Below are 17,648 nucleotides of genomic sequence, written 5' to 3' on the forward strand. Positions count from 1 at the left end.
ACACCAATACCACACTAAATCAAAATAAATTCCAACAGAACATGCAAAAATTAATTGATAAAAAAAAATAATAGAAACAAAAACTACTTAAAAACAAAAATACAAAAACACTTTACGAACTACTGATTATAATTTATAAATTTAATTTTAACTTAATTAATTAAATTTAGAAAATTAGATTTTCGAATTGGTACACAACCTTTAAAAAAAAACTGAAAAAGAGAGCCATTTTACAATTTTAAGTCTGAAAACTTTAATAATCTAATTAAAATTTTTAAAGGAACTAAACCTCCTTGAGAGAAAAATAAAGACTTTTTATTTTTATCACTCACAAAAGAAAAACAAAATAAATATGGAAAAAAGAAAATAAAAAAAGCTGATAGATTATAAACTTTAAAAATAGCTATTCATCAATTTTTAGTTCTTTTAATCTCTCATCAAGTTGATATGGGTTTTTTAAAATGTCATTTAGTATTTTAAAAGATTGTACAAAATAAAAACCATCAGCTATTCGTTCATCCATTGAAATTTTAATATCTACGACATCTTTCTCTTCTAATTTCCCATCAACTAAAATTTTGTCTTTTCTAACTTTTCCAGTTGAAACTAAAAGTGAACAAGTCCCCCTATCATATAAATGGTGATGAGGTGCTCCAGTAAGACCAATACTACCTAAATTGGAAAACATTACAGAACACTGCATTGCATCAATTTTTCTTAAAATAGCTGGACAATAACCAATATAAACTAAAGCATCAAAGATCCAAACAACAAAGGTCACAATAAAATTTGGAAACTTCATTAAAGTAGATATAAAACCTCCAGTGGCATCATTAGTAGTTTCTTTTACACCTTCAATAGAATCAAATAATATCTTACCAACATCCTCAATATTGAAATCTCTTTCAAAGGTTTCAACTGTTGTTGACTGTTCTCCTTCATCAGAAAAGTTTTTTTTAACCATGTAAGATACTTGTATATTGTGTCTTTGATATATTGTTTTCCTTGCTACAAATCTGTTTAAATTTGGTCTAAGTGCTAATAATCGTACCATTAGTGCAACGAAAAAAAGAGTGTATGAATATTTAGTTATATTAGACTTTTCATTTGTATTTAAATCTTGGTTATTTAATTCTTTATTTTTCTCTTCTAAGTATTTAACAACTTCACTAACATCAAATGTCTCTTCAAAATAATTTGCAGATGCATCACGAGTTTTCATCAAATAGGGAACAAGTTTTTGAAAGGAAGGAATGGCTTTAACTTTGTATCCATCAAATCTTTCAAATCGCTTCCTTTTTCTGCAATATGCTCTTTTATCATTAGAATAATCTAAATTATCATCAATAGCCATAATATCACCTAATAAATATAAAACAGTTATTTAAATGCATAAAATTAAAAATATATTTATAAAAAAAGAATTTTTAATTATTAATTCGGTCAAAAAAAATAATATAAAACACTTAAAAAAGTATTAAAATAAAAGTATTAAAATAAAATTTAAAATAAGATATTTAATTTAAAAAAATATTAATAAAATTATAACTAATAATAAAATAATATAGATTTAATTTGCTTATAAATTTTTTTAAAAAAACAAGAATCACTTTTTGATTAACATACTCATTAAAATAAATTTATTAAAATATGTTTTAAATATTATTATTTAATAATCTTATTTTCAGTAATAAAAGATATCAACATACTTAAATCTTAGTTAAATAAATAAAATTAAGCATATAATAGAGAATTTCTATAAACTATAGTATAAATATTTTTTTTATTCTTTGTATATTTTTTTGAGGATTTGTTTTAACTATATCTTATTTAAATTGAGATATAAAGGTTTATATGAGATAATATCATTTTTAATAATAGGAGTATTTCATCTTGTTGTTATTAAAGGATAATATTAAATAGAAAAAAGAATAATGAATAATAAATAATAATAAATAATAAATAATAATAAACAATAATGAATAACAATGAATTTATTAAATTAAATAAAGATTAAATTTAATTTAGACTCTAAAGACCATATTGTTTATTTAATATGGTTATTTTTTCATCATATGTTTTAAACAGTTCTTTAAGCATGGTATCTATAACAAAATTATTATTTTGAATATAATCTAATCCCACTTGAGTTATTCCTCCTTTTGTTGCTGTGTTTCTAATAATTTCATCAATAGTTTGATTATTTTCATCTAATTGAGTTGCGGTTGATTTAACTGTTTTTATTAAAATATTTTCTAATTCTTCTTTTTCTAAATTACAATAGCTATTTGACAATTTAACTAAGTTTTTGATAAAAATAGATATTAATGCAGGACCACAACTTGAAAGTATAGTAGCAACTTCCATGTTTCTTTCATTTTCTAAATTCTCCCTACCCAAAACTTTAATATCACTAAAACTAGAAAATAAATCTTCTAAAAATTCTTTATTTTCCTCTTCTACTAACTCATTATGAGATATTAATGAAACTCCATGTTTTTTTCTGTTTAACTCTAAAATTTCATCTAAATCATTTAATCTTTTCAAATAGGTTAATTTTTCTAAATCACTTTCAGATTTAGAAGCCATTGATGGAATAACTTGACTTACTTTACCATTGTATATCTTTGAAATCATTTGAAAACTTAAAGCAGCAACAGAGTGAATTAAATATGTGTTTTCATTTAAATAAGGTTTAATTTCTTCTAAAAGATTTTTAACATCTTCAGTCCCAATAAAAATAAAAATAATATCTGATTCCATTGCAAGAAATTTATTATCTGATGTAACAGTTATATCAGGGTATTTTTCAATTAATAAATTAAGTTTATTTAAATTTCTGTTAGATACAATGATATTTTTAAAATCAAATAAATTTAAAGATAATATATTATTTATTATCAACTTTCCAATATTTCCATATCCTATAAAACCTAATTTTTTTCTATTTTCCATTAAAACACCTTAATGTTTAGTTTTTCTATAATTATAATTTCTTAATTATAATTTCTATAATTATAATTTTTATAATATTCTATTTTTTTATAACTCTATTTTTATATTATTTTATTTGTAATTATTCTATTTGTAATTATTCTATTTTTTCTAAATACTTTTTATTTGATAAATCTAATTTCTTATTTTCAATAAAGTCTAAAACCACTTCATTAAACCATTTGGGATTAATTAAATTCCAAAGATGAATAGCTCTATATACTGAATAAACTTTTGAGTTTGGAAAGTGATTTTTAATTTTTTTAGCAGATTTAAAAATTTTTGGATATTCTTTAGTTCCAAAAAGAATCAATAAATTCTTAAAACTATGTTTATCATTTATTGTGAAGTTAAAAGTTTCATTACTAATATTTGAAATGTCTTTGTTTGATAATTTTTTGATAGATTCTTTTATTTGAAAAAAATATCTCTTACTAATCCCAAATTCTGCCAAATATCCTCTAACAAGAAAATTTGAATCTTTTTTATCTAAATATTCAATTTTTGAAAAATCAAGAGTTTTTTGTAATTTTTTTTTCTTATGTATTTTTAAAAAATCATTATAATCCCTTAAGCCATTATGATCATTGCAACCCTTTAAATTATTATACTCATTATAATCCTTTAAATTAGCATAATCAATTAAATCATTATAATTACTAAAATATAAATTTACTCCAGAAACAATGGCTGTTAAAACTAAATCTGGATAAATAGAAATTAAATTTAAAATCAATTCTCCACCTAAATCAATTCCAACTAGATGAGCCATTTTATTTCTACCATGCTCAACTATGAAATCTTTTAATAATTCTGTAGACTCATCTATTGAAAATTCAGTACCCCAATCTAAATTGCTTTTAGAATGATTAGGAATATCTAAAAAAATAGTATGATAATTTAAGAAGAATTTTTTTTGTTTTTCAAAAATCCAACTTCCCATTAATTTATTATGGAGAAATATAATTGTTTCATTGCTTTTATCCCCATATTCTTCAAAATAAATCTTTTTTTCCATAATTTTCTCCGTTAAAATGCAAATAAATAAAATAATGAATAAAATAATGAATAAAATAATGAATAAAATAATGAATAAAATAATGAATAAAATAATGAATAAAATAAAAAAATAAAATAAATAAAATAAATAAGCAAATAAATAAAATAAAAAAATAAAAAAATAAAAAAAAAGAGTTTAATAATTATTGCTTTTAAAATTAATATTTAATTAGTTTATTTTTAAGTTAACTTAATTTAACTTACAACTAATTTTTTAATGAATTATATTATAAATATATTTATTAAAAATTAAATCATTATATTAATATATACTAAAGATTATAATTAATTTTATTAAACTAAACTGTTATTAAATAACTGATTTAAATTAAAAAAATTTTAATAATAGATAATAAATAATAAAAAATAAATTTTTATCTAATGAAAATGTTTTTAAAAAAAAACCGATACTTAAAAAAATAATTTAGAAATAAAATAATATTGAAATAAAATAAATTTAAAATAAAATAACTTTAAAATAAATTTAAATAAAATTAATAATTTCAAATTTATAACTAAAAATTTGAAATTTATAACTAAATAAACAACAAACTAAATAAATGTGATAAAATGAAAGCAGATGCAATTAAAATAGTTGATGGAGTATATTGGGTAGGAGTTATAGACTGGGACATTCGAGATTATCATGGATACAACTTAGATGGAACCACCTACAACACTTATTTAATTTTTAGTGAAGATAAAGTTACTTTAATAGATAATGTATTTCCTGGTTTTTTTCCACAATCATGGGGAAGAATTGAAGATGCATTTAAAAAAGAAGGAAAAAATGAAGTTAAAATAGATGTTGTTATTCAAAATCATGTTGAAAATGACCATAGTGGAACATTGATTGATATTATTAAAAAATTCCCTGAAGTTGAAGTTTATTGTTCTACACGTGCAGTAAATGGTTTAAAAAATTATTTTCCTTCATTGAAAGATTTTAATTTTAATCTTGTTAAAACAGGAGACTCAATTGAAGTTGGAGGAAAGACATTTAGTTTTATTGATGCTCCAATGTTACATTGGCCAGATAGTATGTTTACTTTTTTAAATGATGATGGGATTTTGTTTTCAAACGATGCTTTTGGGCAACATTTATGTAGAAGCAGTAGATTAGATACTGATATAGATGAATTTGAAATTTTACATGCTGCACAGAAGTTTTATGCCAATTTAATCACCCCATCTTCAAAAATGGTTTTGATGAAAGTTGATGAATTGAACAAACTATGTTTAACCGATAAAATTAAATTGATTGCCCCATCACATGGACAAATCTGGACAAATCCAGAGAAAATTATTTCTAAATACTCTTCTTGGGCTTCAGGTGAAGTTAAAGATAAAATAACATTTATCTACGATACAATGCATCATTCAACTCAAAAAATGGCTCATGCCTTGGCTGAAGGTGTAATGTCAGAAGGTTTTGAAGTAAGAACATATTTCCTGCATTATGATCAAAGAAGTGATGCTGCAACTGATGTTTTAGATAGTAAAGCAGTGGTTATAGGTAGCCCTACAATGATGAACAATCCATTCCCAAGCTTAGGAGATATAATTTATTATTTCAACTGTTTAAACTTTAAAGCAACAGGATATACCAAAAAAGCAGTTGTTATTGGTTCAAAAGGATGGGGTGGAGGAGCAGGCAAAAAATTAGCTACAGATTTGGAAGCTTCAGGCTTTGAAATCTTTGAAAATTATGATATTTTAAATATTCCCCATAAAGATGAGTTAGATAAATGTTATGAAATAGGAAAAGAGCTTGCTAAATCATTGAAGTGATTTTATTTTTAAATACTCTTAAATTCATTAAATGAAATTTAAATGTAAATTATTAAATGCTCCTAAACATGAGTATTTTATGAGATAATGATAAAGGTGATAGTATGGTAGATGTAGTATTATTAAATGCTAGTCCAAGAGAAAACAGCAATACATTGCAAATTTTGAATGTATGTAAAGAAGTTATTGAAGAAAATGGTTTAAGTGCTAAAATTCTTAGTTTAAAATCCAAAAAAATTGAATCATGTACTGCTTGTGGAGAATGTGGCAATTTAGGTGTTTGTAGTATTGATGATGGTTTAAATGAAATAATAGAAGAAATAAGAAAAGCAGATGGATTTATTCCAGCATCTCCAGTTTATTTTGGAACTGCACGAGGAGATTTAATGTCTGCACTTCAAAGAATAGGTTTTGTGTCAAAACAATCAGATCAATTTTTATCTTGGATGGTTGGAGGACCAATAGCTGTTGCAAGACGTGGAGGTCAATCACTTACATTACAAGAGATGACTATGTTTTTCCCAATAAATGAAATGATAATTCCTGGCTCAATATATTGGAACATTGTTTTTGCCCAAGCAGAAGGTACAGCACTTGAAGATGAAGAAGGTGTTGCTACAATCCAAAGATTTGGTGAAAATGTTGCTAAATTAATTCAAAAAATAAGAGATTAAATAAACAATCTTATTTTAAAAAAATATAAAATTTATTTAATTATATTTTATTTAATTATATTTTGTTTTATCTAAATTTTAAAATGAAATCTCTTTTTTTACAAAATTATTTATATTAATATTAGTATATTATATAATGTTATAAATTTTATTGAATAATAGAATTTATTTATTGAATAATAGAATTTAATATAATTTTTAATTTAAAATATTTTTTTTATACATTATTTTATAATTACTCTACTATTTTTAAATACAATTTTTAAATTATTTTTTTAAATCAGGTTTATATGTAAAAAATTTTTATATAAAAATTTTAATTAAAATTGTTTATTTTTTATAAAATTATGTTTAGTAACTTATAAAATAAGCTTAATGAATTTAAAAATGTTTAATAATTTACTTATTTTAAATATCAATAATGCTAAAAAATACTAAAAAGTGCTAAAAAAGTACTAAAAAATACTTTAAAAAGTAAATGATTAAAAAAATATGGTGATACTATGGCAAATAATCAACAACCAATATATATAATGCCTGAAGGAACTGAAAGGTTTTTAGGTAGAGATGCTTTAAGAATGAATATTATAGCTGGAAAAGCTTTAGCTGAAATTATAAGAACCACTCTTGGCCCAAAAGGAATGGACAAAATGTTAGTAGATGGTTTTGGTGATGTTGTTGTTACAAACGATGGAGCAACTATTTTAAAAGAAATGGACATTGTTCATCCAACTGCAAGAATGCTAGTAGAAATAGCTAAAAAACAAGAAGATAATGTTGGAGATGGAACCACTACTACGGTCGTACTAGCTGGAGAATTGTTAAAAAAAGCTGAAGAGTTATTAGAAATGGGAATTCACCAAAGTTCTATTGTTTTAGGTTATAGACTAGCTCTTGCAAAATCCATAGACATTTTAGAAGACATTTCTATTAAAGCAAGTGATAAAGAAACTCTTTTAAAGGTAGCTATTACTGCAATGACTGGAAAAGGTTCAGATAATGCAAAAGATTCTTTAGCAGAATTAATTGTAGATGCTGTTTTAAATGTAGAAGATGATGGTAGTGTAGATAAAGATAGCATTAATATCCAAAGAATTTCTGGAGGATCAGTCGAAGATTCATATCGTGTTGATGGAATATTAATAGATAAAGGTAAATCTGATGAAAATATGCCAGCTGAGGTAAAAGATGCTAAAATTGCTCTTTTAAAATATCCTTTAGAAATAAAAGACTTAGAGACTGATGCTAAAATTGATTTAACAAATCCTCTTCAAATGCAAGCTTTCTTAGACAATGAAGATGAAATGATTAGAGAAATGGTTGATAAAATCATATCTTCTGGTGCAAATGTCTTGTTCTGTCAAAAAGGAATAGACGATGCAGCTATGCATTACCTTACAAAAGCTGGAATCTTAGCTATTAAGAGAACTAAAAAATCTGATATGAAACGTTTAGTTAAAGCAACAGGTGCTGAAATAGTAACAAACATTGATGCTTTAAGTTCAGAAGAATTAGGTGAAGCTGGAATTGTCTATGAAAAGAAGATTTTTGATCAAAAAATGGTCTTTGTAGAAGAATTAAAAAATTCCAAAGCAAATTCAATTGTCTTAAGAGGAAGTACCAAACATGTGACTGGTGAAATTGAAAGAGCTTTAGAAGATGCTCTTGGAGTTGTTGCTGCTACAATTGAAGATGACAAAGTTGTTATTGGTGGTGGAGCTCCTGAAATTGAAATCAGCAAAAGATTAAAAGAATATGGTGAAACAATACCTGGAAGAGAACAATTAGCTATTAATAGCTTTGCAAATGCGTTAGAAATTGTTCCACGTACTTTAGCTGAAAATGCAGGTTTAGACAGTATAAATTCAATTGTAGATTTAATAGTTGCCCATGAAAAATCAGTAAATTATGGTTTAGATGTTTTTTCTGGTGAAATTGTAGATATGAAAGAAAAAGGTGTTGTTGAACCTCAAAGAGTTAAAAAAAGAGCCATTCAATATGCAACTGAAGCAACTGAAACAATTTTAAGAATTGATGATTTAGTAGCTGCAAGAGGATCATTAGAATCTCAAGGAAGCGATGATGATGGAATGGATAATAGTGGTATGCCAGGAACATACAATGGAATGGGACAAGGCGGTATGCCACCAATGATGTAAATTTAGTTAATACTAATTTTTACATTCTTTTTCTCATTTTTTTAAAATTTTATTATTTATACAAAAAACTTGTCTCTTTTTCTTTTTTTAATTTTAAAAATATATGAGTTCATATTAATTAGTAGTAAATAATCTTTCTATAATTTCATCAAGCTTTTGTGAAATTTCTTCTGCTGATTCTTTATAAGCATCATATCCTTTCATATAGGGATCATCAATGTCTTCTTCAGCCAATTTAAAATATTTTTCCTTATTTTCTGGAAAATGGGCAACTAAATAGTGTAAATGATGATCTGTCATTACAAATACATAATCAACAAGATTTAACATTCCAATAGTAAGTTCTTGTGATCTATGAGAACTTATATCAATTCCTTTTTCTTTCAATACTTTAATAGCTTCTTTGGTTGTAGGATTTCCATTGTAAGCATAAATTCCTGATGAAAAAGAATGGAAGTTATCCTCTGTTTTTTCATTAAATAATCCTTCAGCCATTGCACTTCTGCAAATATTTGCAGTACATATAAATAAAACTCTTTTAACCATCTTTTTATCACCAATGTTTCATTTAAATATTTATGCAACCATATCCAATCAAATCAAACCCATAAGCATTTAAAATTTACTAAACTAAATAGCTTTATAAATGTGTATATATGTTAAATAAATATAATTAATCTTAAATTAATTCAATAAACAAAATTATATGTTAAATAAGATTATGTGTTAAATAAAACTATATATTAAATAATTTAATATTTACAAATCTATATATAAAATATTATTGTTTCTATTTTATTTAATATTATTGTATAATCTTTTAATGTAAATATTGGCATTATCAAAACTTTTGTCTGAAAAAAATTTCAAAAAGTTATCAAAACTTCAAAACTCTTAAATATTGTTTAAAATTAAATTTGAAATATAAACCTCATTTTTTTAAAAAAAATAGCTTTTTTAATTAAGTAATTTAAATTGCTAGAAAATACAAGCTATATGTTTAAATCAGTTAAAATATTTATTAAACATGCACATTTAATTAAAATTTTATAAAAATACCTTATTTATATTCTTTATTCATTGAATGGGGCTTAATTCTACCATATTTAATAAAAACAACTCTGTTTTATTAAAAATATATATTATGAGCATGAAATTTAACTAAGATTTTTTAAAAAGAATTACTACCATTATATCTTTTTTAACTAAATTCTTAGTTTTTATAGTAAATTTCATAAAAAAATAGATATTTAATAGCTATTTTAATTTTAAAAAACTTTATATAATCTTTCAAAGAAAATAAATAAGCACAACACTAAAAAATATTTCAATAAAAAAATATTTCAATATATTTTAAAATAAATTTTTAATAATAAATATTAATTTAAAAAGAAATAATTTAAAAAATATTTTTTTGTTATATTAATTTTAAAATTTTAAAAAACATTTTCTTATTATATTAATTTTCTTATTATATTAATTTGGAATTTTATTTTTAAATATTTGTTCTAGAAAAAATAGATATTAAAATATTTTATTTAGATTATTATTATTTTTATTAAATATCTATTATTTAAATAATTATTTAATTAAGCTATTGATTGTTTAGCTAAATATTGATTTACTTTTATTAAATATTAATTGCTTAAATTAGTTATTTAATTAAACTATTTTAATTTAATTTGAACAATTAGATATTAATAATTGATTTAATTTATTTGGTGCAAAACTGAGGTGAAAAAATTAAATACATGAAAAAGCCATTACTTTTAATAGTGGCATGCTTCATTTTATTAAGTGTAGGAGCATGTTATGGAAGTAATGTATGTGACATAGAGGAAAATATAAATGATAATGAAGATGATTCTGATGGGTCGGGCAATATAAATAATATTAAATTGTCTTTAAATAACAATAATAATAATACAAATAATAGTAATAATAAACCATTAAGTGTAAACACAGTTAAGCCAAAAACATTAAGTCAAAAAGAAATAATAAATGTTGCAAAAGCACTTAATAGTTATGTTAAGAAAAATAAAAAATTACCTAACTATGTAACTATTAAAAAATATAAATTTTCAATAGCTGAATTTTCATACATGGCTAGTAAAACTGTTTATAATAAATATAAAAATTTAAAATCTAAGATTACAGTAAAGCATAATATTAAAAACCCTTCAAAGCCTTTAGGCGATAATTTTAAAGGAAAAGTAAGTAAAAAACTTTATTCTACTTATGCAAAAAGTATAGTTAATTTTATTGATAAAAATAATAGGATGCCAAATTATCTTAGTTACAAAGGAGTGAAAGTGCAGTATCAAACTTATGTTTACTGGTTTAGTCGTCTTTTAGAAAAAAGTGGCTCAAAATTGCCCAAGTCATTCTCTCTTAGCATAGCTAAAAACAATAAAATCAACAAATACTTACCAAAGTATTCCTCACAAAAAATTGTAACTCCTTCAAAATCTAAAGAAGACAATGGTTTTAATGATAATTACAAATTAAATGATAAATTAACTAAAAAAGAAAAAAACTTGTTAAATACTTATTTAAAAGCTACAAAAAATTGCCAATCCACAAATAGAATTATAAAAGAATTATCTAAATCCATTACTAAAAAGTGTAAAACTACAATTGCAAAAGCAACTGCAATTTATAAGTGGGTTCAGAAAAATATAGATTATGTTTTATACTACAATACTAAATTTGGTGCTGTAAAAACAAAGACCAAAGGATATGGAAACTGTGTGGATCAAGCACATATTTCTGCAAGCTTATACCGAGCAGCAGGAATAGCTGCAAGATATGTTCATGGAAAGTGTAAATTCACAAGTGGAGTGACATATGGTCATGTTTGGGTGCAAGTACTTATAGGAGATACTTGGGTGGTATCAGATACAACTAGTCTAAGAAACAGCCTTGGAAATGTAAAAAATTGGGATATGAATAAATATTTGCTAAAAGGAAAATATAATGAGATTAAATTTTAAATACACCATAGTGAATTGTTGTTTTTAATAAATTATTTACTATTTTTATTTATTTACCCTTAAAAATTTGTTTAATATTAAAAATCAGTATAAATTAAAAAATTACAAAGCATGTTGACATTTTTTACTAAATCTACATGACCTACATTTATTTGGATTTTTTGTTGGTAAAAATGGCTTTATTTCATTGAACAGTCCATGCATTCTATTAACTAAAAATTTTATATTTTTTTCATTGTTTTCATCAAAGTCCTCCATCCAAAAAACGTTTGATGTTCCTCTTTCTCTTAATACTCCTTTTATTTTTCTTTTATCCTTTCCAATCATTGATTTAAAAGCCAAACAATATGCCTGAACTTGATGAATTGTTGAGGAATAGGCAACAGTTCCAGGTTTATCATCAATAATAAGAAATTCTTCAGGAGTCATCCAAATCTCATCTATAAATCCTCTAATTCCAAATTTTGGTGATGAAACAAATACTTCTCTTGAAACAGCTTTTTCTTCTTTAGAAGAATCTAAAACTTCTTCAAATGTTATCTTTGTTGCATCTTCTTTAAATTTATCTTCTAATTTTTTATGTTCTATATCCCCTTTAACCATATGATCAGTAGGAGGTGTAGTTATTCCTTCAAAATGTTCTAAGTATAAACTATACTCACAGTACCCTTGTTGATTTAACCAACTAATAGGGAAGTTATTTTTACCACCAATTATTTGCAATCCTTTAATATTAGGATGATCTTCAACAGTATAATCAAAATTAAACTTAATAATTTTATTTTCAGACATATATCTCACTAAAATTATTTATTTTAATAAAAAAAAATGATTAAAACAATTTATTTGACTCCCAATTCCAAGCAGTTTCAATAATATTATCAATATCACTGTTGTTAATATTCCATCCTAAAACTTCTTTTGCAAGGGAGTTATTAGCTACTAAAATAGCTGGATCTCCTTTTCTCTTTTGCCCATATATTATTTTTGGCTCTACTCCTGTGACTTTAATAGCCGAGTCAATGATTTCTTTAACACTTACTCCTGTGCCTGTTCCAAGATTAATGACACCATTAAAATCATCTAATTTTTCTAAAGCCAACTTATGAGCTGTTGCTAAATCATCGACATGAATGTAATCTCTTATACAAGTACCATCTGGAGTATCATAATCTGTTCCAAATACTGTAATAGATTCTATATCTCCTTTAATGGCTTTTAAAACAAGAGGAATTAAATGAGTTTCAGGATTGTGAGATTCTCCAATAGAACCATCTTTAGAAGCTCCAGATGCATTAAAATATTTTAAAGCAATATATTTTAATCCATAAGCAGTATGATAATCCTCCATAATTTTTTCAACCATTAATTTAGTTTTTCCATAAGGATTAATAGGGTTTAATGGGTGTTTTTCATCAATAGGCAAATATTCTGCATTGCCATAACTTGCACATGTAGATGAAAAGACTATTTTTTTAACATTATTTGCAATCATAATATTAAGCAAATTAAATGTCCCTACTAAATTATTTTCATAATATTTTTGTGGATTCTCTACACTTTCTCCAACATAAGCATAAGCAGCAAAATGAACAACAGCATCAATCTTATATTCCTTAAAAACCTTTTCTAACGATTCTTTATCATTTAAATCTCCTTGTATGAATTTTGTTAAAGCTGCTTCTTTATGACCATAAACAAAATTATCAAAGATTAAACATTCATGCCCATTATTCAATAGATATTTTACAGTATGAGACCCAATATAACCTGCTCCACCAGTAATTAAAATCATTAAAACACCTAAATTTTTTAATTATTAAAATAATTTTGTTTAAATTAGTTTTATTACACCATTGAGAAAATCCTTTTGATGAACATTTTTTAAATTGTTCTTCTAATAAATTAAATAACCATGGCATAACTTTAAAAACATACAAGATAATTTTAATACAATTAAATAAATTATTAAAATTATTAAAATTATTTAAAAATTATTTTATTAATATAAAATATGTATTTAAATTAAATAAAACTTACTATTTATATGCTCAAGAGAATAAAATTGATAAAAGAACATGAAAATAAAAAAAATGATAAAAAAAATATATTAATAAAAAAAATCAAAAAATAATTTATGGAAAAAAGAAAAATTTATTTAATTTTTGTAATTGTAATTGCACTGATGGTGTTTTCAGGACACTTTTTAAATAAAGATGGACAATTAAATAAAGCCATTGCAGATACTGAATCTTATGATCCATATCAGAATCACAATTATGACTCAACAGATTACAACAATTCAAATAAAACTTCGAACAGTGGTAAAACATCCTCACAATCGAAATATGATGCTCAAGGATATTGTGCTTATGTTGTTGATGGAGATACTATAGATGTAGATGGTGTTGGAAGAATAAGATTTGTTGGAGTTAATACACCTGAAAGAGGAGAACCAGGATACAAAGAAGCAAAAGATTTTATTAAACAAATGTGTTTAGGAAAAACAATTTATTTAGACATTGATGATAAAAAGCATTTTGATCGATATGGAAGAGTTTTGGCGGTTGTTTATGTTAATGGTGCAAATATAAATCAAGAATTATTAAAAAAGAATCTTGCAGAAGTAATGTTTATTCCTCCTTCAGAATTTAATCCTTACTCTTGGACATAGCACCTGTGAAGCCATTTCTTAAAAAAAATTGACATGGCATCTGATTTACTTAAAATTTACAAGGTGTATTATTTCTTGGATTTCATTGTAACCTTCTGAAATCAGTATTTTCATTAAAAGTACAGTTAGATATACTTTTTTAGATACAGATTTAAGCATATAAGCATGTATTTTTTCTAATTCTAGGTTTATTTTGAGGAATTCGAAAACCTTTTCGATTTTCATTTTGAACACAGAATTTTCCTAAATAAGTAATATTTCGAATAGTTTTTCTCTTAAATGTTCGTGAATCTTTCCAGCTTATTTCAAAGTCGAAATAATCTAAAGGGTGGGTAATTTTATTTTTTAAAAGTGATTAAGTATTAGTTCTAATCAAAAAAAAAAAAAAAAAAAAAAAAAAATTAATTAGTATTTCCTTTTACAGTATTTTTATATCCACTTATACAAAGTCTATGTCTACTGTCCTCACCTTTTGTTTTACCTAATTTATTTTTTGTTATAATATTTTTATCACCATTTACTTTAATACCTCTAATTTTCACACTATTTTTAGAAACACTGTTTCTATCACCATTAATTTTGATACCATGGCTTTTATTTTTGTTTAGAATGTTATTCGAAATTTTATTGTTGTTGCCAAAGACATTAATGCCATTGTATTTGTTGTTGTTGGCTGTGTTTTTATATATTGAGTTTTCGTGACCGTAGACATATATACCATAATGTTTGGATTTAATTTTATTATTGTGTAATTTGTTTTCAACTCCATTCATATAAGCTCCATATTTGTCACTGCTGAAAATATTGTTTTTAATAGTATTGCTATCTCCTTTGAGATAAATTGAATATGATTTAGCTTTAATGGTGTTTTTAATTATTTTATTGTAATTTCCAGCAGTATTAACTCCAGTTTTAGTGTTTGAAGCTTTGTTTTTGTAAATGTAGTTATAATCACCAGTAACTCTTATTCCAGAAGATTTAGACCCGTTAACAATAGTATTAAATTTAACCTTATTGTCCTCTCCATTAATCCAAATTCCAGAATGAGTAGATTTGTATATTTTATTATAAGTTATTTTGTTATTATCAGACCCTATATAAATTCCAAAATAATTTTTCTTCAAAGTATTTTTAAAGATCTGATTATTAACACTATAAGAACTAATACCTGCACCAATAGCATGATGCACATAATTATAATAAACTTTATTATAACTTCCATCCATTATACTAATACCACCATAATTAGTACTGAATACAGTATTATTAAAAATATTATTGCTCTGACCATAAAGATCAATGCCTTCTTTAATACCTTCAGAAACTGTATTAAATGATATTTTACTGAAATAAACAGAGTCTAACAATATACCTATCTCATGTAAGAAAATATTGTTTTTTGTAATTGTTAACTTATCCCCTTCGATTATATGAATGCCATTAGCATAAGATTGGTAATAAATATGATTAGAGCCAATAAGAGAATTTCTAATAGATTGTGCATAAATACCATTGAAGCCATTATGTTCTAGGAAATTACCAGTTATAGTAATATTATCTGCATTATAAACATATATACTGTCATATCCACTGACATCAACACGATTATTACTAATTACTGTATTTAAAGGGGATTCTAGGTATAAGCCATAACCTCCATTAGGATATCCAACATCTTTCAAATTATTATTCATTATTTTACAATTATCAAGTCCATTCAGCTCTATACCAGTATATCCAGTGTTTTTAATATTATTGTTTGAAACTTGACTGCTAGTTAAGCCATTTATATAAATACCTATATTATTTACATTAGAAATATTATTTTTAGAAATTGTTAGATTATCACCGTTGCTTAAAAAAATGCCATTGTTTCCCTGATTTATAGTATTTGAATTTATTATTCCATTATTCAAAGTATCAATATTAATAGCTACATCATTATTATAAATTTTATTATTGGCGATATTTACATTGGAAATAGTGTTTCCATCAATACTATTGCCAGATGAATTAATAGTGTTATCCAATATTTTAACAGTGTTGACATTGATTAAATAAATTCCAATATTAGAAGAATTAATAGTATTTTTAATTATATTAATGTTATTTACTTCATCTACTGAAACACCAGAAGATCCTCCAGAAATCTTGTTGTTAGTGAAAGAAACATCATTGGATGTATCCATAACAACAGCATCACCATCAGAATTAACAGTATTATTGTCAACAGTTACTTTATTATTATTAGATAAAGAAATACCTCTTTCCTGAGATTTTACAACTTTATTATTCTTTATTTTAACATCATTGGCATCATAAACAGAAATACCTTCATTTGCACCATCAACAGTATTCTCACTTACTTCAACATTGGAAGCAGTATTTACAGCAACACCATCACCTTCAACATTACTAACCTTATTATTTTTTAAATTCAAATTTTTAGAATTGGAAGTATAAATTCCAGATCCTCCTGCAGTATTAATTGTATTATCCTCAACAGAAAGATTATCACTTGTATCAGTGTAAATAGCATCATCTTCAACATTACTAAAATTATTATCCGTAATTTTAATATTATTAGACTCAGAAAGATAAATACCAGAATCAACACCACTAATATTGTTCCCAATAATATTCACATTGTTAGATTCACGGACTGAAATAGCTCCACCTTCACCAGAAGAAGAAATACTATTGTTAATAACACTCAAACCATTAACAATATCAAAGTCAATAGCTAAATCAAAGCCACTAAAGCTATTATTAACAATAGAAATATTATTCACACCAGAACCACTAACGCCAATACCATAATTCAAAAATGTAAATCCTTTAATTAGAACATTATCCTCAGAAATACTAAATGCTGACATAGCAAGATCATCACCAAGAGACCCATCAAGAACCACATCAACATCACAAACAATAGACATAGCACGATCAATCAACAAACTAATCCCACCATAAACACCACCAAGACCAGTAGAATTAAAATACAAAACATCAATACTACCATCATTCTCAAGAGCATTCTGAATATCATAACTAGACCAAGACTCATTCACAAACAAAGAACCCGCACTAACACTAGACACAGAAAAGCCCAAAACCACAAAAATAGTCAATACCAATATACATTTTTTATTAAACAACAAATTCATCACCTTTTATAATATAGTTTATATTGGAAAGTTTAAAAACAAATTATAAAATAACTATAATTTATGTTTATGGTACTAAAATTGCATATTCACACATATCTGCAATTAATAAATCATTGTTTTTATCAAAAATAAAT

The 17,648-nt window shown here is 24.3% G+C and carries 12 protein-coding genes; 5 read left to right on the forward strand and 7 right to left on the reverse strand.

The window, feature by feature from the left end; genetic code table 11:
- Positions 1-403 precede the first annotated feature (403 nt).
- The 3 genes from MBCUR_RS06900 to MBCUR_RS06910 all read right to left on the reverse strand — a co-directional run bounded on the left by MBCUR_RS06900 (position 404) and on the right by MBCUR_RS06910 (position 4,012).
- Positions 404-1,354, reverse strand: coding sequence for a hypothetical protein (locus tag MBCUR_RS06900; protein WP_067091934.1), 951 nt, complete (start codon positions 1,352-1,354; stop codon positions 404-406).
- 677 nt (positions 1,355-2,031) lie between these two features.
- A complete protein-coding gene (locus MBCUR_RS06905; protein WP_067091936.1) occupies positions 2,032-2,955 on the reverse strand; it encodes a pyrroline-5-carboxylate reductase family protein in 924 nt (307 codons plus the stop codon).
- Positions 2,956-3,091: 136 nt separating this feature from the next.
- A complete protein-coding gene (locus MBCUR_RS06910; RefSeq protein ID WP_067091938.1) occupies positions 3,092-4,012 on the reverse strand; it encodes an alpha/beta fold hydrolase in 921 nt (306 codons plus the stop codon).
- Between the two features lie 611 nt (positions 4,013-4,623).
- Here MBCUR_RS06910 and MBCUR_RS06915 point away from each other — a divergent pair.
- The 3 genes from MBCUR_RS06915 to thsA all read left to right on the forward strand — a co-directional run bounded on the left by MBCUR_RS06915 (position 4,624) and on the right by thsA (position 8,677).
- A complete protein-coding gene (locus MBCUR_RS06915) occupies positions 4,624-5,844 on the forward strand; it encodes an FprA family A-type flavoprotein (RefSeq protein ID WP_067091940.1) in 1,221 nt (406 codons plus the stop codon).
- Between the two features lie 104 nt (positions 5,845-5,948).
- The gene (locus MBCUR_RS06920) at positions 5,949-6,518 is read left to right on the forward strand and encodes a flavodoxin family protein (RefSeq protein WP_067091942.1); all 570 of its coding nucleotides are present in this window, start codon (positions 5,949-5,951) and stop codon (positions 6,516-6,518) included.
- A 503-nt stretch (positions 6,519-7,021) separates the two neighbouring features.
- Positions 7,022-8,677 (forward strand): thermosome subunit alpha, encoded by a 1,656-nt coding sequence (gene thsA / locus MBCUR_RS06925; RefSeq protein WP_067091944.1) that lies wholly within the window; start codon positions 7,022-7,024, stop codon positions 8,675-8,677.
- A gap of 114 nt (positions 8,678-8,791) precedes the next feature.
- On the opposite strand, the gene MBCUR_RS06930 is transcribed toward thsA, so the two are convergent.
- On the reverse strand, positions 8,792-9,223 hold the full coding sequence (locus MBCUR_RS06930) for an arsenate reductase/protein-tyrosine-phosphatase family protein (RefSeq protein ID WP_067091946.1): 432 nt from the start codon (positions 9,221-9,223) through the stop codon (positions 8,792-8,794).
- A 1,205-nt stretch (positions 9,224-10,428) separates the two neighbouring features.
- Here MBCUR_RS06930 and MBCUR_RS06935 point away from each other — a divergent pair.
- Positions 10,429-11,670, forward strand: coding sequence for a transglutaminase-like domain-containing protein (locus MBCUR_RS06935; protein ID WP_067091948.1), 1,242 nt, complete (start codon positions 10,429-10,431; stop codon positions 11,668-11,670).
- Positions 11,671-11,772: 102 nt separating this feature from the next.
- On the opposite strand, the gene MBCUR_RS06940 is transcribed toward MBCUR_RS06935, so the two are convergent.
- Positions 11,773-12,462: a CRISPR-associated protein Cas4 gene (locus MBCUR_RS06940; RefSeq protein WP_067091950.1), complete on the reverse strand. Its 690-nt coding sequence runs from the start codon at positions 12,460-12,462 to the stop codon at positions 11,773-11,775.
- Between the two features lie 40 nt (positions 12,463-12,502).
- Positions 12,503-13,465: a UDP-glucose 4-epimerase GalE gene (gene galE / locus MBCUR_RS06945; protein ID WP_067091952.1), complete on the reverse strand. Its 963-nt coding sequence runs from the start codon at positions 13,463-13,465 to the stop codon at positions 12,503-12,505.
- Positions 13,466-13,807: 342 nt separating this feature from the next.
- On the opposite strand from galE, the gene MBCUR_RS10085 reads away from it, so the two are divergent.
- Positions 13,808-14,344 carry a thermonuclease family protein gene (locus MBCUR_RS10085; protein ID WP_245637296.1) on the forward strand — a complete coding sequence of 179 codons (537 nt, stop codon included), beginning with the start codon at positions 13,808-13,810 and terminating at the stop codon, positions 14,342-14,344.
- A gap of 401 nt (positions 14,345-14,745) precedes the next feature.
- On the opposite strand, the gene MBCUR_RS06960 is transcribed toward MBCUR_RS10085, so the two are convergent.
- Positions 14,746-17,505: a right-handed parallel beta-helix repeat-containing protein gene (locus MBCUR_RS06960; protein WP_169805811.1), complete on the reverse strand. Its 2,760-nt coding sequence runs from the start codon at positions 17,503-17,505 to the stop codon at positions 14,746-14,748.
- Positions 17,506-17,648 lie beyond the last annotated feature (143 nt).

The organism is Methanobrevibacter curvatus (assembly GCF_001639295.1).
Taxonomy (GTDB): domain Archaea; phylum Methanobacteriota; class Methanobacteria; order Methanobacteriales; family Methanobacteriaceae; genus Methanoflexus; species Methanoflexus curvatus.

Bases quoted from the DNA above. Each gene is read 5' to 3' on its own strand.
- thsA (WP_067091944.1), top strand. From the start codon at position 7,022: ATGGCAAATAATCAACAACCAATATATATAATGCCTGAAGGAACTGAA.
- MBCUR_RS06920 (WP_067091942.1), top strand. From the start codon at position 5,949: ATGGTAGATGTAGTATTATTAAATGCTAGTCCAAGAGAAAACAGCAAT.
- MBCUR_RS06930 (WP_067091946.1), bottom strand. From the start codon at position 9,223: ATGGTTAAAAGAGTTTTATTTATATGTACTGCAAATATTTGCAGAAGT.
- MBCUR_RS10085 (WP_245637296.1), top strand. From the start codon at position 13,808: ATGGAAAAAAGAAAAATTTATTTAATTTTTGTAATTGTAATTGCACTG.
- galE (WP_067091952.1), bottom strand. From the start codon at position 13,465: ATGATTTTAATTACTGGTGGAGCAGGTTATATTGGGTCTCATACTGTA.
- MBCUR_RS06935 (WP_067091948.1), top strand. From the start codon at position 10,429: ATGAAAAAGCCATTACTTTTAATAGTGGCATGCTTCATTTTATTAAGT.
- MBCUR_RS06900 (WP_067091934.1), bottom strand. From the start codon at position 1,354: ATGGCTATTGATGATAATTTAGATTATTCTAATGATAAAAGAGCATAT.
- MBCUR_RS06915 (WP_067091940.1), top strand. From the start codon at position 4,624: ATGAAAGCAGATGCAATTAAAATAGTTGATGGAGTATATTGGGTAGGA.
- MBCUR_RS06940 (WP_067091950.1), bottom strand. From the start codon at position 12,462: ATGTCTGAAAATAAAATTATTAAGTTTAATTTTGATTATACTGTTGAA.
- MBCUR_RS06905 (WP_067091936.1), bottom strand. From the start codon at position 2,955: ATGGAAAATAGAAAAAAATTAGGTTTTATAGGATATGGAAATATTGGA.
- MBCUR_RS06910 (WP_067091938.1), bottom strand. From the start codon at position 4,012: ATGGAAAAAAAGATTTATTTTGAAGAATATGGGGATAAAAGCAATGAA.